The 22,566-nt window shown below is 48.1% G+C and carries 14 protein-coding genes; 6 read left to right on the forward strand and 8 right to left on the reverse strand.

Annotation, left to right across the window (positions count from 1 at the left end; translation table 11 throughout):
• The first annotated feature begins 159 nt into the window (after positions 1–159).
• Genes K6V21_RS09325 through K6V21_RS09335 form a run of 3 tightly spaced genes read left to right on the forward strand, consistent with a single transcriptional unit; the run spans position 160 to position 5,014 of the window.
• Positions 160–1,395, forward strand: coding sequence for a M16 family metallopeptidase (locus K6V21_RS09325; protein ID WP_224321588.1), 1,236 nt, complete (start codon positions 160–162; stop codon positions 1,393–1,395).
• A complete protein-coding gene (locus tag K6V21_RS09330) occupies positions 1,392–2,732 on the forward strand; it encodes an MATE family efflux transporter (protein WP_217714642.1) in 1,341 nt (446 codons plus the stop codon). Before K6V21_RS09325 ends, K6V21_RS09330 begins: the two co-directional genes overlap by 4 nt.
• Positions 2,729–5,014 (forward strand): hybrid sensor histidine kinase/response regulator, encoded by a 2,286-nt coding sequence (locus K6V21_RS09335; protein ID WP_224321589.1) that lies wholly within the window; start codon positions 2,729–2,731, stop codon positions 5,012–5,014. The genes K6V21_RS09330 and K6V21_RS09335 overlap by 4 nt, the downstream gene beginning before the upstream one ends.
• 55 nt (positions 5,015–5,069) lie before the next feature.
• Here K6V21_RS09335 and K6V21_RS09340 read toward each other — a convergent pair whose 3' ends face one another.
• Positions 5,070–6,332: a transglutaminase domain-containing protein gene (locus K6V21_RS09340; protein WP_224321590.1), complete on the reverse strand. Its 1,263-nt coding sequence runs from the start codon at positions 6,330–6,332 to the stop codon at positions 5,070–5,072.
• A gap of 795 nt (positions 6,333–7,127) precedes the next feature.
• On the opposite strand from K6V21_RS09340, the gene K6V21_RS09345 reads away from it, so the two are divergent.
• The 3 genes from K6V21_RS09345 (at position 7,128) to K6V21_RS09355 (ending at position 15,170) form a co-directional block, all read left to right on the forward strand.
• On the forward strand, positions 7,128–11,762 hold the full coding sequence (locus tag K6V21_RS09345) for a translocation/assembly module TamB domain-containing protein (protein ID WP_224321591.1): 4,635 nt from the start codon (positions 7,128–7,130) through the stop codon (positions 11,760–11,762).
• A gap of 22 nt (positions 11,763–11,784) precedes the next feature.
• Positions 11,785–14,133: a BamA/TamA family outer membrane protein gene (locus K6V21_RS09350; RefSeq protein ID WP_224321592.1), complete on the forward strand. Its 2,349-nt coding sequence runs from the start codon at positions 11,785–11,787 to the stop codon at positions 14,131–14,133.
• Between the two features lie 125 nt (positions 14,134–14,258).
• Positions 14,259–15,170 carry a hypothetical protein gene (locus K6V21_RS09355; protein ID WP_007219823.1) on the forward strand — a complete coding sequence of 304 codons (912 nt, stop codon included), beginning with the start codon at positions 14,259–14,261 and terminating at the stop codon, positions 15,168–15,170.
• Positions 15,171–15,265: 95 nt separating this feature from the next.
• Here K6V21_RS09355 and K6V21_RS09360 read toward each other — a convergent pair whose 3' ends face one another.
• The 7 genes from K6V21_RS09360 to K6V21_RS09390 all read right to left on the reverse strand — a co-directional run bounded on the left by K6V21_RS09360 (position 15,266) and on the right by K6V21_RS09390 (position 22,434).
• A complete protein-coding gene (locus tag K6V21_RS09360) occupies positions 15,266–16,927 on the reverse strand; it encodes an ABC transporter ATP-binding protein (protein WP_224321593.1) in 1,662 nt (553 codons plus the stop codon).
• A 17-nt stretch (positions 16,928–16,944) separates the two neighbouring features.
• Positions 16,945–18,105 (reverse strand): nucleotidyltransferase family protein, encoded by a 1,161-nt coding sequence (locus K6V21_RS09365; RefSeq protein ID WP_217714637.1) that lies wholly within the window; start codon positions 18,103–18,105, stop codon positions 16,945–16,947.
• A gap of 3 nt (positions 18,106–18,108) precedes the next feature.
• Positions 18,109–18,375 (reverse strand): PqqD family protein, encoded by a 267-nt coding sequence (locus K6V21_RS09370; RefSeq protein ID WP_224321594.1) that lies wholly within the window; start codon positions 18,373–18,375, stop codon positions 18,109–18,111.
• A gap of 12 nt (positions 18,376–18,387) precedes the next feature.
• The gene (locus tag K6V21_RS09375; protein WP_217714636.1) at positions 18,388–18,858 is read right to left on the reverse strand and encodes a S24/S26 family peptidase; all 471 of its coding nucleotides are present in this window, start codon (positions 18,856–18,858) and stop codon (positions 18,388–18,390) included.
• Positions 18,859–18,899: 41 nt separating this feature from the next.
• Complete coding sequence (locus K6V21_RS09380) at positions 18,900–19,874, reverse strand: hypothetical protein (RefSeq protein ID WP_224321595.1); 975 nt, start codon at positions 19,872–19,874, stop codon at positions 18,900–18,902.
• A gap of 108 nt (positions 19,875–19,982) precedes the next feature.
• Positions 19,983–21,461: a DUF3943 domain-containing protein gene (locus tag K6V21_RS09385; RefSeq protein WP_224321596.1), complete on the reverse strand. Its 1,479-nt coding sequence runs from the start codon at positions 21,459–21,461 to the stop codon at positions 19,983–19,985.
• 127 nt (positions 21,462–21,588) lie between these two features.
• The gene (locus tag K6V21_RS09390) at positions 21,589–22,434 is read right to left on the reverse strand and encodes a helix-turn-helix domain-containing protein (protein WP_224321597.1); all 846 of its coding nucleotides are present in this window, start codon (positions 22,432–22,434) and stop codon (positions 21,589–21,591) included.
• Between the last annotated feature and the right edge of the window lie 132 nt (positions 22,435–22,566).

A 22,566-nucleotide genomic window follows, 5' to 3' on the forward strand; every position in this document is an offset into this window, starting at 1 on the left:
GAGTTTTCACCACAGAGTAACACAGAGTCTCACGGAGTTCTATTCTTTTGATTTCAAATTGATTAAACTCTGTGATACCCTGTGTTACTCTGTGGTGAATTAATTCATAACCTCGCCCGAAAGAAAATCCTTTCTCCGATAAGTAACAATCGCTATTTTATGAAAATAAATAAATACTGTCTTAATAACGGTCTGCGACTGGTGCATTACCAGGATCTCAGTACTCAGATGGTGGCACTGAACATCGTCTATGATGTAGGTGCCCGGGACGAAGATCCCGAACATACCGGCTTTGCCCATCTGTTTGAACATCTGATGTTTGGCGGTTCTGTGAATATACCCGACTATGATGCTCCTTTACAGTCGGCAGGTGGCGAAAACAATGCCTGGACGAACAATGACATTACGAACTATTACCTCACCGTTCCCAAGTCGAATGTAGAGATTGGCTTCTGGCTGGAGTCCGACCGTATGCTGGAACTGGCATTCAGTGAACAAAGCCTTGAAGTGCAGCGCGGTGTGGTCATGGAGGAGTTCAAACAGCGTTGTCTGAACCAGCCTTACGGAGATGTGGGACATCTTATCCGTCCGTTGGCTTACGAAGTGCATCCGTACCGCTGGCCTACCATCGGGAAGGATTTATCGCACATCGAACAAGCTACATTGGAGGAAGTGAAGGCATTCTTCTACCGTTTTTATGCACCTAATAATGCTGTGCTTGCCGTAACCGGAAACATATCGTGGGAAGAAGCTGTCCGGTTAACAGAAAAATGGTTCGGTCCGATTCCCCGCAGGAATGTGCCTGTGCGACAATTGCCGCAGGAACCCGTACAGACGCAGGAACGCAGGCAGGTAGTGAAACGGCCTGTTCCCCTGGATGCATTGTTCATGGCTTATCATATGTGTAGTCGCGGGCATCCTGATTATTACGCTTTTGATATTCTTTCAGATATCCTTAGTAACGGGCGTTCCAGTCGCTTGAACCGTCGGTTGGTGCAGGAACAGAAATTATTCTCCGGCATAGATGCTTATATTTCGGGTACACGTGATGCGGGATTGCTGCATATCAGTGGAAAACCATCAGCCGGAGTGTCACTGGAACAGGCTGAGGCCGCTGTACGTAAAGAGTTGCAGGAGTTGCAGCAAGTGGCGATAGAAGAACAGGAACTGGAGAAAGTAAAGAATAAGTTTGAATCCACCCAGATATTCGGGAATATCAATTACCTGAATGTAGCCACAAATCTGGCATGGTTCGAACTGACCGGGCAGGCAGAAGATATAGACCGTGAGGTAGAACGGTATCGCGCAGTGACGGCAGAGCAGCTGAAGGTAGTTGCACAAGAGACTTTCCGTGAGGAAAACTCGGTGGTATTATATTATGAGAAAGATAAATGAATAGATTAATTGCTACATACAAGGGGCACTATAAAGCCCTCTTTTACTTAGGACTTCCCATTGTTATCGGCCAGATGGGTGTCATTGTTCTTGGATTTGCCGATACCTTGATGGTGGGACATCACAGCACGGCTGAGTTGGCTGCCGCTTCTTTCACCAACAATCTTTTTACACTTTGCATTATTTTCAGTACCGGTTTCTCTTATGGACTGACGCCTGTGGTGGGCGAGTTCTACGGTAATCGTCGTTTCATGGAGGCCGGACAAGCTTTGCGTTCAAGTTTGCTTGCCAATGTGTTGGTAGCACTGTTGCTGACGCTTATCATGACTGTTGTCTATTTCTGTGTGGAATACATGGGACAACCCGAGGAACTGATTCCCTTGATAAAACCTTATTTTCTGGTTCTGCTTGCATCCCTGGTATTTGTCATGCTGTTCAATGGCTTTAAGCAATTTACGGATGGCATTACTCAAACGCAGACTGCCATGTGGGTGCTTCTTGGTGGAAATGCGCTGAATATTGTCGGCAATTATGTGCTGATTTACGGAAAGTTCGGTTTCCCGGAATGGGGATTGCTCGGTGCGGGTATCAGTACCCTGTTCTCACGCATCGTCATGGTTATTGCTTTTGCATTGATTGTTTTTCGTAGTCGGAGGTTCCTGAGATATAAAGTAGGGTTCTTCCGCTTGGGATGGTCGAAACAGATGTTCAGGAAATTGAATGGACTTGGGTGGCCTGTCGGTTTGCAGATGGGCATGGAGACGGCTTCATTCAGTCTCAGCACGATTATGGTCGGTTGGCTGGGAACTATTGCTTTGGCGTCGCATCAGATTATGCTTACTATTTCTCAGTTCACCTTTATGATGTTTTATGGAATGGGGGCGGCGATTGCTGTTCGTGTCAGTAACTTCAAGGGGCAGAACGACATGGTGAATGTCCGCCGTTCGGCATATGCCGGTTATCACCTGATCATGGCAATGGCGGTGGTGCTTCTGAGCATTGTGTTTCTGTTGCGCAATCAGGTGGGGGGCTGGTTTACGGATAGTGTGGAGGTTTCTGCCATGGTATCTTCTCTGTTCCTGCCATTCCTGGTTTATCAGTTTGGTGACGGACTGCAAATCAGTTTTGCCAATGCCCTGCGTGGTATTGCAGACGTAAAACCGATGATGATCATTGCATTTATTTCCTATTTTGTTATATCTTTGCCTGTAGGATACTTATGCGGTTTCGTGCTGGGCTGGGGTACGGTCGGTGTGTGGATGGCCTTCCCGTTCGGACTGACCAGTGCGGGGATTATGCTTTGGCTGCGTTTCCGCTATAAAACGAAAGATAAATGAACAATGTCTCCAAGAAGAAGATAGCTGCCGGTTATGCTGTCCTGTTGGCAGTCTTACTTTATTCCCTGTTCTTCGTGCACCGGGAAATGGAGAATCTTATGAGTTCGGATAATACTGATATTCTGCGCACGGACAGTCTGATAGGACTTTTGAGGGAAAAGGATGCTAATACCGTCCGCCTGCTGCGCACACTGAGCGAAGCCAATGACAGCATGATTTCAGCCCGTGAAGTGGAACAGATTATTGCCGAACAGGATACTATTATCACCCAGCAACGTGTACAACGTCGGGTTATTGCCCGCCGCGATACGGTTGTGACACAACCTAAGAAGAAAGGCTTCTTCCGCCGTCTGGGAGAAGTCTTCGTTCCGCCACGCAAAGATTCTGCTGTTCAGGTGCAAACAACCCTTGAAGTTGCTACGGATACTGTACTCGATGCTTATAATCCGGTTGATTCCCTGCATGCGAAGTTGCGCACTGTTGCCCGACAGAAGAAGGCTACCAATAGTGTGATGCAGCGTCGTAAGCGAACTTTGCAACGTCTTGACCACGCGCTGAGTGCCCGTATCGACAGCCTTTTGAAAGGATATGAACAGGAAACCCTGATGCGTGCCCGTGAAGAAGCTGAGTATCAGAAAGCTGTCCGGCATCGTTCTGCAACGATTATTTCGGGTATTGCTGCCGGGGCTGTTGTGCTGTCCGTTATCTTTCTTGTCATGATCTGGCGGGATGTCACCCGTAGTAACCGTTACCGGCATCAATTGGAAGAGGCCAACCGTTTTGCCGAAGAGTTGCTTGCCTCCCGCGAAAAGTTGATGCTTGCCATTACCCACGACTTCAAAGCTCCTTTAGGTTCCATCATGGGATATGCCGACCTGCTCTCCCGACTCACCGTTGACGAACGGCAGCGCTTCTATCTCGACAACATGAAAACTTCTTCGGAACACCTGTTGAAGCTTGTTACCGACTTGCTCGACTTCCACCGCCTCGACTTGAATAAAGCTGAGATAAATCGGGTTACTTTCCATCCCGCACGCTTGTTAGAAGAAATCTATGTCAGCTTTGAACCACTGACTTCTGCCAAAGGATTGTCTTTGAAGTGTGAGATAGATCCGGAACTGAAAGGAGCTTTTATCAGTGACCCATTGCGCTTACGCCAGATTGTCAATAACCTGCTCTCTAATGCAGTGAAGTTTACTTCGGCGGGCGGCATTACGCTGACTGCCTCTTTTGTGCCGAAAGGCGATTCCGTTTTTCCCGGTAACCATTTGAAACTCTCTGTTATCGATACGGGAAAGGGTATGGAGCCCGGTGATCGTGAGCGTATTTTCCAGGAATTCACCCGTCTGCCCGGAGCACAGGGAGAGGAGGGCTTCGGACTGGGATTGTCCATTGTCCGTATGCTGGTGCAACTGCTGGAGGGACGTATTGAGGTGGACAGTGCGCTCGGAAAGGGAAGTACATTCACGTTACGGGTACCTTTGTATCCGGTGGCATTGGATAATGATACTTCCGCCTTGAATGACCAAACAAGTGGGGACCCACAAACTCAGATACCCGCTTTGCATATTCTCTTGATTGATGACGACCGCATTCAGCTTACTCTCACTGCCGCCATGCTTGCACAGAGTGGCATTACTTCCGTAACCTGCCTGCAACTGGATGAACTCTTGGAAGCCCTCCGTACTGATACTTTCGATGTGTTGCTGACCGATGTGCAAATGCCTGCCATGAATGGTTTCGACTTGCTGAACCTGCTGCGTGCTTCGAATATCCCGCAAGCCAAGACTATTCCGGTGGTTGCCGTTACTGCCCGCAGTGATATGAAACGTGAGGAGTTTCTGCAACATGGCTTTGCCGGAAGTCTGCACAAACCGTTTACGGTGAATGAGTTGCTTACGGAGATTGGCGTTTTACAAGCGGATATTGCTACTGTTGATACCGCCCCTTCTTCTGCTTTGAACTTTTCCGCCCTTACCGCTTTTTCCGGTGATGATCCGGATGCGGCAAAATCCATACTGGAAAGCTTCGTCGTAGAGACACGCCTGAATGTTGATCGCTTGCGACAAGCATTGGAAACAGAAGACACAGACGGCATTGCCGCCATGGGGCACAAGATGCTTCCCCTGTTTACTCTGTTGGGAGCCAGTGAGCTTGTTACTTTATTGAAAGAGCTTGAAGCCTCACGTGGAGTGCCTTTTGATGAAAAAATAAAAGAGAAATCGCTTGCTGCCCTAAGATTGATAGGAGATATACTTGAACAAGCTGCAAAGAAAGTTTAGATAACCTTCCGTGAAACTCTGTGTTACTCTGTGGTGAGGAAAGTGTTCTTCCTTTTTATTTCGTCTGCTTAAACATCCCTTTCCTCTGCTTGGGCGGTAGCTTAAAGTACTGCCTCAGAAAAAGTTTATGTTTATATACGGTTGTTGCCACTTCCATTATCTGATCCCGTAATTTCAGGATAGGTTCCCGGTATCTCTCCGGTGCGGTGCGGATGCTATTGATCGCACTGTCTGCCCGGTTTATCAATTCCTCGGGGACATCTACCATCGCCTGAATTTCTGCATCCGGTTTCAGGGGCTCAAATGCCTTATTCCGGTAACGGACGAATTCATTGATGGCATCCGTAGCTTTTCCCTGTAAATCCATTGCCATATTGTAAGCATTCAGAATCTTCTGGTAACCGGCTATGCGGATGTTGTTACTCGTAAGTTCCAGCATATAATAAACCAAGTCATTGCTCCGCCCGTTCGATAACATGCGCTGTCTGGCACTTGCCAGTCTTTCCAGTGTATCCTGCCTTGCATATAGAGCCAATGTATCCGCCCAATAGAATACCGGTACGGAGCGTTGTTCATCCACAACTCCTGTATCAAACTCTTCATAGCTCAGTGGACGTTCGCGGAACTGGAACATCGGATCGAAAGGCATGTGTGTTTTCAGCAATGTATCCGGCAACAGCTTGCAGAAACGATGATTCGGGGAAGGAATGAACTGGTAGTTTTCCACAAATCCTGCGCCCCATGTAGGGTCGAACATATACCATTTTCCATTTACTTTGGCTGCGCACCATTCGTGTGGGTCGGGCAATAAGGCACCGTCCCTGCGGTTATAGCCATTAATAACATAAGCGTCCATTCCCGCTTCCTTCGCCAGCGCTTTAAAAAGCAATGCGTAATCCTGACAGATACCTTTGCGTTCGGACAGTATCTTTTGTATTTCTTTCGTTTCGTTTGCTTCCTCGCTGCGCGAGGTATAAGTTATGTACACATTGTATTTAATATTTCTTGAAACCCAGGTATAGATGGCGCGTGCCAGTTGGTCGTCTGTGCTGAGATGCTGTTTCAGGTAAGCTACAAGAGAAGAAACGCTCCTTCCGGCAGCTTCGGGTGCTGCAAGTGCCACGGAATCGGGAAATGTAAGGCGTTCAGGCATTATACTGTCAGGGGATGCTTTTGATACGGCTGAAGTTGAAAAAGCCTTATCCTGCGCGGCGACATTACGCCATGCAGAAGACAATTTGCAGAAAGGAAAAAAGAGGCAGAGGGCGAATAGCCATACCGTGAGCCTGTTTGTTGATTGCCGGAACATACTTGTCATATCTATTTGATGGAAGCAAAGGTAAGGGATTTATTGATAAACAGCAAGGGTAAATGTTGAAAAATATATGCAAAGGGGTATTTTGTGCTCTATTTATAACGGTATAGCAATGAGTTTTCACCACAGAGTAACACAGAGTATCACGGAGTTCTATTTTTTCTGATTTCAAATTGATTAAACTCAGTGAGACTCTGTGTTACTCTGTGGTGAATTAGTTCATAACCTAACAAAAATGAATAAATGTCTGAAAAGGATCAATATATTAAAAACAGCTTTATTTCTTGATGATTAAATCGTACAAAAGAGAGTGCTTCATTTGCTTTGAAACCTTCCGAAAACCTGTGTTAGGGAAAGTCGTTACCTTTGCCAGCCTCAGTCGTTACCTTTGGGTGCCTCAGTCGTTACCTTTCCTACCCCAAAGTCGTTACCTTTCCTTACCCCCTCTCAGAAGGTGCTGTAGAGGTGATTTGGACGTTGATGCTCCGGCTTTGGGTAAAAAGATGCAGAGATGAAAAAATGCGACATTTACATGTTGATTAGGGTAACCGCAATAAAAGTTTCATATTGCTCAGTAATGAATCAATAGATACGCGGACGACGCGTACCCATTTGATTCAAACCCGCTTCTTTTCCCTCATAAATCTATTCCAACTACTGATTCGCATAGCGAAGCCCTGCTGTATAGAGTGCCGGATAGTGGAATAAATAGCCTTTTTGTCTTTTGCATCAACCAAATGTCGTTGGAATTTGTTTACTTTGTAACGATTTAAACACTGACTATCGATTGACGTCCTAATGAGAAGAAAATGGTTAAAATGGGTAGTGTGGATACTACTTACCCCTATCCTATTATTTGCAATACTGATGGTATTGCTTTATATCCCTCCCGTACAGAACCTGATACGGAAGCAAGCTACCGCCATCGCATCCGAGGCAACAGGTATGGATATATCTGTTGAACGTATTGACCTCCGCTTTCCGCTGAACCTGTTGGTACGTGGTGTGCAGGTCATCCAGCCTATACAGGCAGATAAACAAATATCCTCTGCTCCCGGTGACTCTCTTGCCGTGAAACAAACTCCTGATACTCTGCTGACCCTGGAAAGCCTGAACGTGCGCGTGCAGGCATGGCCGTTGATACGCGGACAAGTAGAAGTGGATGAGGTAACCGTGAACGGAGTTTTTCTGAACTCTGCCGATTTGATAGAGGGTATCCGCATACGTGGTGTATTAGGACGTTTCTTCCTTGAAAGCCATGGCATAGACCTGAAGAAAGAGGATGCCGTTATCAATCGTGTGGAATTGAGTGATACTCATATGCTCGTTGTGATGAACGATACTACTACTGCCGAACCGGACACTGCGACTACCGCCCTTAATTGGAAAGTAGCCTTGCATAAGTTGGCACTGAAAAACGTTTCCGTTGATTTGCAAATGCCGTTGGATTCCATGCGTCTTGCTGCCCGTCTGGGCGATGCAGAGGTAGATGATGCGGTTGCTGACCTGGGCGGACAGATGTACGGTCTGAAGAAATTTGAATTGAGCGGTACTACGGTGAACTATGACACGGGCAGTCAATTGCTCAGTGCCATTAATAGCCTGATAGATACCGGTAGTCTTGCGGCTACTGATAGCACCGGTGTGAAACCTGCTCCCGGATTTGATGCTTCGCACATCGCCTTGCGGGATATTCGTATTGGGGTGGACTCCGTGCTTTATCATGGACGGAATATCAATGCCGTTATCCGAGAATTCTCCATGAACGAGCGTTCCGGTCTGAGCATCACTTCACTGACGGGACGGGTATATGCTGATTCTACTGTCATTCAGGTACCTGCCTTAAAATTACTTACCCCGCATAGCGAAATGGATTTCACTGCCCAGACTTATTGGGAACTGGTGGAAATTCCCACTTCCGGACGACTCTCCGCCCGTTTCAATGCCCGCATCGGCAAGCAGGATGTGATGCTCTTTGCAGGTGATTTACCTGATACATTCAAGGATGCATATCCTTTCCGGCCCCTTACTATCCGTGCCGGTACGGAAGGTAACTTTAAGCAGATGCAGATTTCCCGCTTCAACATCGATCTGCCGGGTGCTTTCACCTTGAATGGAGGGGGCGAGATTTGGAACCTCACCGACAGTCTGACGCGCAACGGAAGCATTGACTTCGATATCCGGACACAAAATCTGAATTTCCTTACCGGACTGACAGGCGTCACTCCGGATGGCTCCATAGTAGTGCCGGACAGTATGCATTTGGCAGCACGTCTTGGCATGGATGGACCTAAGTATGACGCTACGCTTAAGCTGAAAGAACGCGAAGGAACGTTGAACTTGCTGGCGCACTATAACACTGCCACTGAAGCTTATCAGGCAGACCTTCATGTGGATGCCCTGCAAGTACACCACTTCCTACCTAAAGATTCTATCTATACCCTTTCGGCTAAGGTTGCCGCTAAAGGAAAAGGATTCGATCCCGCCAACCACCGTACCGTGGCGGCTGTACAAGCTTCTCTCGGCGAATTACAATACGGGCACTGGAATATCTCCGGCATTGACCTGACCGCCGGATTGAAATCCGCTCTTGCCACTGTACGCATGACGAGCGACAATGCCCTGCTGAAGATGCAGGCGGATGCCGATATGCGTCTTGATCGTAAATACCTGGATGGCAAGGTGGCTATGAATGTGGAGAATGTCGGTTTACATGAGTTAGGAATTTCTCCCAAGCCATTGAAGCATCCTTTCGCTTTCACTCTCGGTGCCGAAGCACGCCATGACTCTATCAAGATGAGCATGGATGCAGGCGACCTCGACTTCCAGTTCCGTGCCCGCAGCACCTTGCAGAAACTGATGGATCAGGGCACTGCCTTTGCCACACTGCTTACCCGGCAGATAGAATCAAAGCAACTCGATCATGCAGAATTGCGGAAAGCGCTGCCCTCAGCCGGTATGCAACTGAAAGCCGGCAAACAGAACCCTGTCAGTTATTTCCTGGCAACTAAGGATATTTCTTTTAATGATTTTGTGTTGCGTTTCGGCACTACCCCCCGACGAGGTATCAATGGGCGTACTGCTATACATGGTTTGCGTATGGACTCCCTGCAACTGGATACTATTTTCTTCGCTATCAGCCAAGATACTGCACGCATGAAGTTGCAGGGTGGTGTCATTAATGGTCCAAAGAACCCGCAGTTTGTCTTCCGCAGTACACTGACGGGTGAAATCCGTAATGAAGATGCCGAACTGACCTTGAATTATGTGGATGCGAAGGGAGATACCGGACTCGATCTGGGTATCAATGCCCGTCCTTTGATAGAGGGCCGGGGTAGGGGTAATGGTATTGCCTTCCGCTTGACACCTGCCGAGCCTATTATCGCTTTCCAGAAGTTCCGCTTTGTGGATAACAGCGACTGGATTTATCTGCACAAGAATATGCGCGTCTATGCCAATGTGGACATGGACAGCGACGACGGACTTTGCTTCCGCATGCAGTCCGACCGTTCCGACACCGTTTCCTTGCAGAATATCAATTTGGAACTCATACGTTTCCGCCTGGATAAATTGAGCGGTATTCTGCCATATATGCCCCGCATTACGGGACTTTTCTCGGCAGAGGCCAACTATATACAGACCGCAACCTCACTACAAGTTTCCGCTGAGGCCGGTGTGGAAAAGCTGACTTACGAACGCCAACCGGTAGGTAACATCGGGCTGGGTGCCACCTGGCTTCCGGGTGATAAAGGTACGCACTATCTGAATGCCTACTTCCGGTCGGGAGATCAGGAGGTAATGACCGCTGATGCCGTCTTGACCCAAAAGAACGGGCGCGATTCGGTTGAAGTCAACACTACTTTTGAACATTTCCCACTCTCGCTTGCCAATGCTTTCATGCCCGATCAGGTAGTTGCCTTTACCGGTGACATTGACGGCGGACTCTATATTAGCGGTGCCATGGAGAAGCCTAAACTGAGCGGTGACCTCTCACTGGACAGCGTATCTGTCTATGCCCGTCAGGCAGGCGCTCGCTATTGGTTCGACAATCGTCCGCTGAAGATAGAGAATAATCAGCTTATATTTAATAAGTTTGCTATATACACCACCAGCCGGAATCCTTTCACGATAGATGGGAATATAGACTTCCGCAATATGGAGAATCCGACGGCAAAGTTGAACCTGCGTGCACAGAATTACACCCTGCTCGATGCTCCCCGCACCAAGGAGAGTATGATCTATGGCAAAATCTTTGTAGACCTGGATGCTACCGTACGCGGTCCGCTGGATGGACTGACCATGCGCGGAAACATGAATCTGCTGGGCAATACGGATGTAACCTACGTGCTGACCGATTCGCCCTTGACAGTAGAAGACCGTTTGGGTGAACTCGTTACGTTCACTTCCTTTACGGATACTACTTCGGTACAAGCAACCGAGGTTCCCACCATGTCGCTCGGTGGTATGGACATGCTGATGTCCGTGCATATTGATGATGCCGTACGTTTACGTGCCGATCTTAGCCCCGACCGCAGCAGCCGTGTGGAACTGGAAGGCGGAGGCGACTTGAATCTGCAATATACTCCGCAAGGCGATCTTACATTGTCCGGTCGCTATACGCTGATCGGTGGTATGATGAAATACGCCTTGCCCGTTATCCCTCTGAAAGAGTTCCAGTTTGTCAACGGAAGTTATGTGGACTGGACGGGTAATCCGATGAATCCTTCGCTCAACCTGACTGCTACGGAACGTGTCCGCGCTTCTGTATCCGATGGGGATGACGGCGGTTCGCGCATGGTGAACTTCGACGTTTCCATCAGCATCAAGAACCGTCTGGAAAACCCTGACTTGAGTTTTAATCTGAGTGCTCCCGATGATGCCACCGTACAGGGTGAACTGGCAGGAATGAGTGCCGATGAACGAAGCAAACAAGCCATTACCATGCTTGCCACAGGTATGTATCTTTATAACAGCGGAAAAGGTGGTGGTTTGACCATGGGTTCCGCACTGAACAGCGTGCTGCAAAGTCAGATTAATGCGCTGACCGGAAATCTGAAGAACGCTTCTCTCAGTGTCGGCATTGAAGACCGTACCGCTGCCGAAACGGGTGATAAACAGACGGACTACAGCTTCCGCTACTCTCAGCGTTTCTTCAATGACCGTATACAGATTGTAATCGGTGGAAAAGTGTCCAGTGGTGCCAATGCAACGAATGACGTGGAATCGTTCATCGATAATATATCTTTGGAGTATCGTTTGGATAATAGCGGTACACGCTATGTCCGCGTGTTCCACAACAAAAACTATGAAAGTGTGCTCGATGGTGAGATAACCGAGACTGGTGTCGGCCTTGTGCTTCGTCGTAAGATGGACCGCCTGAGTGAGCTGTTCATATTCAAGAGAAAGAAGAAAGTAGAACCTGTGAGCGAATAGTGTAAAAGAAATAAGAATCAAAATGAAGAAACTCGTATACATCCTCCTTGCAACCCTGCTTCTGGCAGCCTGCTCCACTACTAAGCACCTGCCCGAAGGCGAAGTGCTCTACACCGGTCAGAAGCCGATGATTGTAGAGAACCGCTCCAATACCAAGGTAGGCGAGACCGCTATGGAAGAAGTGGAAGCCGCCCTTGCCAAAGCTCCCAATAACGCCCTGCTCGGTAGCTCTGAATACCGCATCCCTTTCCCATTCGGACTGTGGGTGTACAATGGTTTTGCGAAGTACAAAAAAGGTTTTGGTAAGTGGATATTCAATCGCTTTGCCGCTACTCCCGTGCTCATATCTTCCGTTAATCCGGACATCCGGCAGAAAGTAGCGACGAATATCCTGCACGATTATGGGTACTTCAATGGCACGGTAAGTTATCAGACTTTCGTTAATCCTAAGGACAGTCTGAAAGCTAAATTGCAATACACGGTCGATATGCGTAACCCGTACTTCATTGATACCGTATATTATCGGGGATTCAATAGTACGACGATGCAGATTATCAACCTTGGTCGCCGTCGCTCCCTGATCAGTCCGGGTGAACAGTTCAATGTTACTGATCTTGATGGTGAGCGTACCCGCATCAGCGGTTTGCTGCGTAATATGGGGTATTACTATTTTCGCCCTGACTACCTGACTTACCAGGCCGATACAACTCTCGTTCCCGGTGGGCACGTCAGCCTGCGCATGATCCCTGTTCCCGGTATGCCGAAGGACGCCGAACGCCCTTTCTTTGTAGGTAAAACTAATTTTTACCTCCACGGCCCGCAAGGACAAACGCCCAATGACAGTCTTTACTACAAGACTTTCTGGATACACTATTACGATAAACTGAAGATACGTCCCAATATGCTCCACCGTTGGCTGAACTACCAAGGTTACCAACGGAAACGCCAGGAACTGGACAAGGGAGGTATGCGCCGTCGTCCGGAAAAGCTATATAGCCAATACCGGCAAACCCGTATCCAGGAGCGTCTGGCAAGTGTGGGCATCTTCCGTTATCTGGAGATGCAGTACACGCCCCGCGATACAGCACTCGTTTCCGATACGCTGGATGTGAATATCCGTGCCATGTTGGATAAGCCGTATGATGCCGAATTGGACTTTAATGTCACCATGAAGAGCAATAACCAGACCGGCCCCGGTGCCGCCTTCACCGTAACGAAGAACAACGTCTTTGGCGGTGGTGAAACCTGGAATGTGAAAGTGAACGGCTCTTATGAATGGCAGACGGGTAAGAACAGCAGCTCGCTGATGAATAGCTACGAGTTGGGCTTATCTTCTGCACTTACCTTCCCACGTATCGTCTTCCCTCGGATGGGTACCAAGGAATATGACTTCCCGGCTTCCACCACCTTCCGTGTCTACATAGACCAGATCAACCGTGCCAAGTACTACAAACTGCTTGCTTTCGGTGGAAACGTCACGTATGACTTTCAGCCTGTGCCTACCCGGAAACATAGTATCACGCCCTTCCAATTGACATTTAATGTGCTGCGCAATCCGACTGCGGCTTTTGAGGAAATACAGGCTCAGAACCCGGCTCTTTACATCAGCCTCCGTAATCAGTTTATTCCCAAGATGGAATATACCTACACTTATGATAACGCTTCTCTTCGCAATGTACGTAATCCCATCTGGTGGCAGACTACATTCGGATCTGCCGGTAATCTGACCTCTTTGATTTATAAGGCATTCGGACAGTCTTTCAGCAAGGAAGACAAGAAATTGCTGGGAGTGCCTTTCGCACAATTCCTGAAGCTGAATTCGGAGTTCCGCTATCACTACAGGATAGACAAGAACCAGATGATTGCTTCCCGTATTGCAGGAGGAGTAATCTGGTCCTACGGAAATGCAACGACTGCGCCTTATACCGAACAGTTCTATATTGGTGGCGCCAACAGTATCCGTGCCTATTCTGCCCGTAGCATCGGTCCCGGTGGCTATCCACCCGATAAAGAGAAAAAGTATTCCTATATCAACCACGTGGGCGATATCCGTATGGAAGCAAACGTGGAATATCGTTTCCGTATTCTCGGCGACCTGCACGGAGCTATCTTCCTCGATGCAGGTAATGTCTGGCTGATGCGTAAGGATGAAACCCGTCCCAATGGACAGTTGACGTTGAAGAATTTCCCGAAACAGGTTGCTTTGGGTACAGGTGCCGGTTTGCGTTATGATCTGGACTTCCTTGTATTCCGTTTCGACTGGGGAGTGGCACTGCATGATCCGTATGATACAGGTAAGAAGGGATATTATAATATTCCGAAGTTTAAAGATGGCATGGCATGGCATTTTGCTATCGGTTATCCGTTCTAATGGCGGGTTTTGTACGATAAAGCTAAAATATGAACCAATTGTCTACCTTTCTTGACTTTATTTTTTGTAATTTTGCCCCGTAATCAAAACAAGGATACACTAACCTTTTTAAATAATAACTAAGTATGAAACCAACTTTATTCTTATTGGCAGCCGGAATGGGCAGCCGTTACGGTGGCTTGAAGCAATTGGACGGACTGGGTCCGAATGGCGAAACTATTATGGACTATTCAATTTATGACGCCATTAACGCCGGATTTGGTAAGCTCGTTTTCGTAATCCGTAAGGATTTTGAGAAAGACTTTCGTGATAAAATTATTTCCAAATACGAAGGTCATATCCCGTGCGAATTGGTGTTCCAGTCTATCGACGATCTGCCCGAAGGCTTCACTTGCCCCGAAGGTCGTACGAAACCCTGGGGAACCAACCACGCCGTAATGATGGGCGCTGATGTAATTCAGGAACCGTTTGCCGTTATCAACTGCGACGACTTCTATGGTCGCGATTCTTTCCAGGTAATGGGTAAATTCCTTTCTGCACTGCCCGAAGATTCAAAGAATGTATATTCAATGGTAGGTTTCCGCATTGGTAATACACTGAGCGATAGCGGTACTGTATCTCGCGGTCTTTGCGGTACGGATGCCAACAATCTGCTGACTTCTGTTGTAGAGCGCACTAAGATCCAACGTATGGACGGAGAAGTGAAATACATTGACGATAATGGCGAATGGACGGCTACTCCCGAAACTACTCCGGTAAGTATGAACTTCTGGGGCTTTACTCCCGATTATTTTGCATACAGCTGCGATTTCTTCAAGAGCTTCCTGAGCGATCCGAAGAATATGGAGAACCTGAAGAGTGAATTCTTCATTCCGTTGATGGTGGATAAATTGATTCAGGACGGTGTCGCTACATGCGAGGTCCTTGATACTACAAGCAAATGGTTTGGCGTGACTTATCCTGAGGATCGTCAAAGTGTTGTAGATAAAATCCAGGCTTTAGTGGATGCGGGTGAATATCCTGCCAAGCTATTTTAAGTCTGGAGAACTTTGCGAAAGCAAATTTAAAATTAGGAATGAAAGGGAGTCGTCGTGAGATGGTTCCCTTTCTTAATTTCATGGCAATGCGTCTTTTAAAGTTGTATAGTTGCTTCGCAAGCCTCGGCTACTGCCGGATGGTGTGTGATGAAGATGAATGTTTTGCCTGTGCAGTTTCTGCGCAGGCTTTCTATTAATAGTCGTTCCGTTTCGGGATCGAGGGCGGAAGTGGCTTCGTCCAGCAGCAGGATGTGTCCGGGACGGAGGAGGGCGCGGGCGATGGCGATACGCTGGGCTTGTCCTTCGCTGAGGCCGCCACCTTGTTCGTTGAGGTTAGTATCTATTCCGTCCGGTAAAGAGAGAACGAAGTCGGCACAGGCGGTATGGAGAGCCTGGAGCATTTCGGCTTCGGTGGCATGAGGATTGCCCATTAATAGGTTGTCGCGAATGGTACCGCTGAAAAGAGTGTTTCCTTGGGGGACATAGACGAAGTTGGAACGGGTTTGAGGGGAAACTTCAAGAGTTGAGGACTGAGAATTGAAAGTTGAGGGTAGGGACTGTGTTGTATTTGCGGATGAAAGGGTGATACTTCCTGCTTGCGGGTCAGCGAGTGCGAGAAGCAACCGGATCAGGGTCGTTTTTCCAGCACCGGTTTCACCCAATACGGCAGTGCAGCTTCCGGCGGGGAAGTTGCAGGAGAAGTGATTTAATATAGGTCGGTCTCCTGTTGAATAACTGAATGTGACATCCTTTAATTGTAAGTCCGGGGTTTGGGGGAACAGTTGCGCTGTTCCGCTTGCTTCGGAGGGAAGTTCTTCAAGTTCCATCAGTCGCTCTACGGCGGTGAGGGCATTGATAAAGGAAGGCAGCAGGCGTGAAAGATCAAGGGCAGGTCGTTGCACTTTTCCTACCAGTTGCAGGAAGGCGGTCATTGTTCCGAAGGTGATACTCCCTGTGCTAAGGCGTACTGCCCCCCAAAGAAATGCTGTAAGATAGCCGCCGGAGAACGCAAATGCCACCAGCATACGTGCAGAGAGTGAAAAGCGGGTACGACCGAATATCTGACTACGGAGTGCATCTTGCAGATCATCCAGTTTTCCGATATGCCGGTCGCTTTGTTCCAGGGTTTTGATGACGGTTCGGTGTTGCAGGCTTTCTTGTATAACGGACTGGATACGGCTGTCGCTCTGCCGGATTTCACGGGTGTAGCGGCGCATTCGTTTCATATAGAAGCGGCTACCCAATAGGAAAATAGGTAGAATGCCTACCACCACCCAAGGCAGGGACGGATCGAGAAAGCAGAAGAATACGAATGCGGCTACCAACTGAACGATGGTAACTATGAAAGCCGGAGTTGTACTGGTCAGTAACCCCACGATAGCGGCGGTATCTTGTTCCACCCGGTTTACGATATCGCCGGTGTGGAAGCGTTCCAATTCGTTCCAACGGCTTTGTAATAGACGGGAGAATAGGCGGTGGCGCAGTGCGTTTCCTGTTTCCACTTGCATACGGGCACTGAGCCAGGTGTCGACGGCTCCGCACAGAAGTTGGGCGATTAACAAAGCAATAGTAAGGATAGCGGCATTGGTCAGGCTTCCGATGGCGGCACCTGTGGCAATGTCGATGACGACCTTGGAAGCATAAATAAAGGCAAGAGAAACCGCTACCCCAATGATACCTGTGAGGCAGGAGAGGAGAATACGTCCCCGTTGTCCGTGAGATACTTCCCAGATGTACTTTATTTGTTCTGTCTTCATAATGAATTAGTTACGAGCTACGAGTGGCTGGCGCTATCATGCTGCATAGCACTCGTAGCTTGTAGCTTTGTAGCTCGTAGCTTATTTATTTGTATTGTTACTGTTCCCTTTATCAGCGTCACCGGATACCATAACGCCTCATTGGGAGCAAACTTTCGCAGCTTCATGCAGCGTTTGGTTGCCCGGCAGAAAGTGTGCCATTTTCCGGCCCAATAACCTTTGGGACGTGGCTTGATGCGTGCGTCATGCTGACCGAAGTTTCCGGTAGCAAAGATATCATCCAGTAAGATTTCTCCTGCCCGTTCCATACCTTTGACAGAGAAGGGCAGGTTGTCTTCCGGCAAACCCAGATAATGCACGGCGATATATCCGAAAGCTTTTGCGGCACGTAGCAATCCTACTTTGCGGAAATATTTTTCCAGCAAAAGTTTGTCAATATCTTCATGACGTGTTGCCAACAGACGGGTCCAGTCGCAAACTTGGCGAAGGCCGATGCCGCTGTTCAGGAAATGGACGAATGCATGCATGAAGATATACAGCGCATTGAATGTTACAGGCGGGAGGCTGACGGGATATTCGTGTATCTCTCTTGTTTCAGCATGCTGTGGGTACCATTCCTGTATCAGACGCTGGAAGTACCGGTTACCTGCCGGATTGTTAATCCGCAGAATGATACGATGGTTTTCTATATGAACGCCATGAAATGAATAGCTGGCGTGTTTGTCCGATGCTTCTCCTTCTGCCTCTGCACCGTGACGGAGCAGAATATTGTTGGCTACGGGCTGTCCTTCCTTTCCGATATAGACGTCGATGTCGCCACATTGACGGTGCAATGGGTTTATGTAGTGAGTGGCGATGCCTTGTCCTTTCAGTAGAATAGGGTGTAGACCGGCTTCCCGGTATGGCATAAAAACTTCCGGGAGTTCTTCATTCAGGCGGAGGTTAGACTGCTCGATTTGTGCCACTTTAGCTGCCCATTGCAGATAGAGCGGTCGGGGTGGGCGCAGTTCTGCCGGCAGACTGAGCACTCCGTCGAAGGTAATGGCGAGAAGGGCTTGGGTACGTGCCAGCTGGTATATTTCTTCCCAGTCGGCAGTGTTCATGCTACTGAACGGGGTTGGGTCGACGGGGGTGTTCCATAATCCGGAACGCACCAAGGTTAGGAAAGTACGACGCATATGCTATTCTATGATTCCGGCTTCCAGCCAGTTCTTTATCAGTTGTTCTGCATCCCGCTTTGCGGTTTCAGCGTCTACTTCGTAGTTCTCCGTAAGGAAATCGGTAAGGGTGTCGGTATTGAAATCTGTTCCTTCCACATGTTGCCAAAGGCAGGTTGCCGTAGGGTTCAGGCTGATGATATTGCTGAAATCTACGTTTCCTGTGCCGTTGTGCATGATGATATGTTCGTCACCAATCTGATGTAAGGTAAATCCGTTCTTAATTTTCATTGTTTGTATGTATTAGGTTGTTATTATTCTGCTTCTTCTGAATATTGCCAGTAGCCATCGCCTTACAGGGGTCAGTTTCATCCACCAGAAAGAATAGCGCTGCCAGACACGGCCATTGCACGGATATTCTTTTTCTTTGCGGATGGCGGCAACCATTACTCCCATGACATTGGCTATGTTGGTCTGTTCGGTTATTCGTATATTACCGTCTCCCAGTAGTGTTAGTTCTTGGCCGTTGCGGTGGATGATGCGGTGGAAGATAATACGTCCGTTCGTATCTCTGGCAAGTACGGCAACGCCCGGTTGTAAATCATCATCGGTAAAAGGACCTAAAATAATGCGGTCGCGACGGTCTACAAGAAACGGGTTCATACTGTTTCCTCTGACTGTCAGGGTTACGGTATGTCCTTCGCTGATGAGGCGTGCTACTTCGGGTAACAGTACCTCGTTCGGGATGATTCTTTTTCGTCCGTTATCTATCATGATGTTGATTTAGCTACGAGCTATAAGCTACATGCTACGAGTTACAAGCTACGAGTGGCTGCGCTATGAACCGAAAGGCACTCGTAGCTCGTAGCTCTTGTAGCTTGTTTAAAACAAATCTCCGCCGCCTCCCTGTCCGGCAAGCATTTCAGAAAATACACCGGAGTATGGGCCGCAAGATATTTCACTGTCTCGATGACACCATTATTCAATTCTCTCACTTCCTTCAGATTAGAGCACGACGGCAATAGTGATGCGAAGGCCCGTGCCGGACTCTCCCGTTGAATCTCATTCATCGGAGCCTGTTCCAATCGTACAAATGCCCCTACAGGAACAGAATCATTCTTGTAGCAGGGTGTCTTTCCGCTCCAGGGCGAACCGTAGACTGTGGCTTCCCCTGTTTCCCGGTTGAAATGCACGATGGGATTATCATCGTTCAGCAGTTCACAGCCTGGGATATGCTTCAGCCACAACCCGCTGTGCGTACTTTTTCCTGTTCCGCTTTTGCCTTGGAAGAGATATCCCTTTCCATCTTTCTTTATGACGGAAGCGTGCATTAATACAGTATCGGAACAAGCCGTATTGAAAGCATAAATCATCATCAGGATATTGTTGAGTACAAATGCATCCGCTTCTGTTTCGTGCAGGAACAGGACACCTTTGGTAAATCCGTAGAAGAAATAAGCTGTGTACTCTTTCGGATCGTTGGGAGCGAGGATGGTAATGAGATAAGAGTCCGTATCCGGAATCACACTGATCCTGCATGTGGCACCTTCCCATTCGAACTCGACGAGTGAGCGATATTTTACATGGTCTTCTTCTTGGATTTCACTCTCCGGCTGGACGGCAAGTGAGAATGCTATTTTAAGTTCTTTCTCTTTGTATGTATCTAAAGATAACAGGAAAGGTTTCAGGGAGGGAATCAGCTCTTCCGTTTTCCAGTGTGGAATGGTGGAGGAAGTACCGAATAGATAAGGCCCTACTTGATATACCTGTGCGTTACGCTCTCCTTTCATAATCTATAATATTTGATGTACCGGTGTAAAGGTAGAGGAATTCTTCTGATTGGACAACTGAATTTTACACAATATTACAGGTATCGGTTCATTTCTCCAGTCTTTTCATCAATATTTATAAGTCAGCATAATGCGCCCTTCCGAAGTATTGGAAAATACATTGGCGTGATACCTGTATTTGGTATCGCGGGTGTAGTTCATAAATGTGCCGGTGAGGTACAGTTGCTTCCGCAATTTCAGGTCCAGCCGAAGGCCGACTGCATGGAGGATGGCTCTTGAACGGTCGCCCTGGGCATTGAGTGTCTTCGGTTCCACTTCGTCCCAGTTGATGTCTTGGGGATACCCTTTCCAGGTGAACATGTGGTAGACTTCGTAGATGGTGGATATAGCAAGACGGTCCTTGTAGGTAAAGTTAAAGTTGAGCTTGCTACTGTAGCCGCTGGCTAGGTTGTAGATGCGTTCGTCCACTTGATAATAGTCGCTGAGGGCACCTCCCAGAAGGATGGCGTTGAGGTAGGCGTAACCATCTATTCCCCAGTTCCGTTTGAGGTTTCTTTTGTAGATGAGGCCACCGCCCACGGAAGCGGGTGTGCAGAATTTATAAGGTACTTTTGCCGATACTGCCGATATCGTGTCCGAATCGTAGTAGTCGAAGTGCTGGTACAGCCCAAGGCTGAGATAGTGCTTTTCATTGTTCACCAACTCTTTGGCTACCAGTCGGCCAACGATGTTTATCTGTCCCAGGACCGGTTGATCTTTCTGCCAGTTCAGGTTCGCCTGGATGGAGAAATAGTCGTAGGGTTTGGTATCTTCCGCATCGAAGCGGTCACCGTATTCGACGTTGATTTCGGAGGCTAGACCCACACCTTTGTCCAGAATCTCGTCTTTCAGTTCCAGGGTACGTATGCCCAGAGATACATCCACACTTACATCGGGTACACCGAATTGCTTACCCGAAGTGGAACGCCGCTTCCAGGCATCTCCGTTGATAATACGGGTCAAACCGCGCATGGGGGACACCAGGAATCCGGCAAACTCCAGTCCGAAGCGTGACCAACCGGTTTTCCGGTCGTCGAGGATGAGGTCGGAAACCCTGTAAGTCACTTCGCCTAGGGCCATACCGCCAATGGGGGTGGCAATGATGTCGTTGGTAGAGGGATATTCGTTCTCCATAAACATCTCCCACATGAAACTGCCGCCGAAGGCAAAGAGCCCGGACTGCCAGAAATTGTATCCGTTGGATCGGGCTGAGTTGAAGTACAGGCTACCATGGTAGGGGTGCATGAACATATTGGTGCCCATGGCATCATTGTCCCACACGAAGCCATACTTGAGGTTGTCTTTGATAGTACGCCCGTTGATGTAGGCAAAGTCAGCCTTACGGATATAGCGGTCGAAGGCCCAGACTCCCATATTGATGCCGAAGACCATGGTACCCGCCTGAAGCCCCCTTTTGTGGGAGTAATAGTCTATATCGAGCGAGTCGGCAGGCCGGGGAGTGGCTAAACGGTGGCGGATGGCGAGTTGCGGATAAGCCACATTAATGGCTATCAGGAAAGTGAACAGAGTCAGCAGTAACTTTTTCATGACGCAAACTTAGGGATTTTTATTAAATGCACGTAGTTGTATTTTTCGTAAAAAGTCTCTATAACTTCTTAATTAACTCGTTTGCAGCATAAAAGGTTTGCGAAAGGGACACTTTTTTGTATCCCCGCTATCTCACCGAGTTCCGGAACATCTGTGGCGTCACCCCCGTATGTTTCTTGAAGAATTTATTGAAGAAAGCCGCATTATTGAACCCCAGGCTCAGCGCAATATCCTTCACCGACGTATTTTCCGTGCGCAGTTGCGTCTTGGCATCCATGATGAGCGTTTTATTGATAATCTCCATCGCCGTATGCCCCGACTCTTTCTTGACAAGCCGGCAGAGGGCAGACGTTTGCATATTTATCTTCCTGGCATAATACGCCACCTGATGCTCCCGGACATAGTCCTCATGTACCATCCGGACGAAAATCCGGTACTGTTGGAAATGTCTGCTACCCGGTGTCTCTATCAGCTTCGCCTGTTCCGGACAAAGCTCGGACACCCCCTGTAACATCAAGCTCAGGAACGACTGAGACACAGCTTCACTCAATTTCTCCCCAACCTCTTTATAAAGGTGAGACAGAAACGTAAACATCTCCGCATACAGTGTGGAAGCCACTTCCGATAGCGGGAAAACATAGTGCTTACCGATGACGTAGAACTTATCCATCATATTCTTACCCATCCCCGCATTTTGGATCAGTTGTTGTGAAAACATGACGGTATGCATCTCCAGATCATCCGATGTTGCCAGCAGTTGGATGAAAGATTCCGGCGGAAGCGCTATTAACTCATTCGCCCGAATCCGGTATTCGGTATGGTTGATGATTGCTTTCAGGGAACCCCTGTTGCAGAGGGCAAAAATACCCCCCTCTGTCTTATAGGATTTCTCCAATAAAGATTCCAACTCATTAACTGTGACACACTTGTAAGCAGTGAAGCCTGCATGTATATTGAATTTACTTATGCTCATCTTTTTCCATTTAGGTATGCAAAATTGAAGGATATCGGTATATAATCAACAGGAATAACCGTTAAATTCGCCTTTTTATCCCTTTCTGTCCCGTTAAAAGATGTAAAGATGTGAACGATGGAATATATCTGC

Origin of the sequence: Bacteroides cellulosilyticus (assembly GCF_020091405.1) — a bacterium.
In the GTDB taxonomy this organism is placed as follows: Bacteria; Bacteroidota; Bacteroidia; order Bacteroidales; family Bacteroidaceae; genus Bacteroides.

Coding starts and splice junctions, on each gene's coding strand:
- K6V21_RS09325 (WP_224321588.1), top strand. CDS start 160: ATGAAAATAAATAAATACTGTCTTAATAACGGTCTGCGACTGGTGCAT.
- K6V21_RS09330 (WP_217714642.1), top strand. CDS start 1,392: ATGAATAGATTAATTGCTACATACAAGGGGCACTATAAAGCCCTCTTT.
- K6V21_RS09335 (WP_224321589.1), top strand. CDS start 2,729: ATGAACAATGTCTCCAAGAAGAAGATAGCTGCCGGTTATGCTGTCCTG.
- K6V21_RS09340 (WP_224321590.1), bottom strand. CDS start 6,332: ATGACAAGTATGTTCCGGCAATCAACAAACAGGCTCACGGTATGGCTA.
- K6V21_RS09345 (WP_224321591.1), top strand. CDS start 7,128: ATGAGAAGAAAATGGTTAAAATGGGTAGTGTGGATACTACTTACCCCT.
- K6V21_RS09350 (WP_224321592.1), top strand. CDS start 11,785: ATGAAGAAACTCGTATACATCCTCCTTGCAACCCTGCTTCTGGCAGCC.
- K6V21_RS09355 (WP_007219823.1), top strand. CDS start 14,259: ATGAAACCAACTTTATTCTTATTGGCAGCCGGAATGGGCAGCCGTTAC.
- K6V21_RS09360 (WP_224321593.1), bottom strand. CDS start 16,927: ATGAAGACAGAACAAATAAAGTACATCTGGGAAGTATCTCACGGACAA.
- K6V21_RS09365 (WP_217714637.1), bottom strand. CDS start 18,105: ATGCGTCGTACTTTCCTAACCTTGGTGCGTTCCGGATTATGGAACACC.
- K6V21_RS09370 (WP_224321594.1), bottom strand. CDS start 18,375: ATGAAAATTAAGAACGGATTTACCTTACATCAGATTGGTGACGAACAT.
- K6V21_RS09375 (WP_217714636.1), bottom strand. CDS start 18,858: ATGATAGATAACGGACGAAAAAGAATCATCCCGAACGAGGTACTGTTA.
- K6V21_RS09380 (WP_224321595.1), bottom strand. CDS start 19,874: ATGAAAGGAGAGCGTAACGCACAGGTATATCAAGTAGGGCCTTATCTA.
- K6V21_RS09385 (WP_224321596.1), bottom strand. CDS start 21,461: ATGAAAAAGTTACTGCTGACTCTGTTCACTTTCCTGATAGCCATTAAT.
- K6V21_RS09390 (WP_224321597.1), bottom strand. CDS start 22,434: ATGAGCATAAGTAAATTCAATATACATGCAGGCTTCACTGCTTACAAG.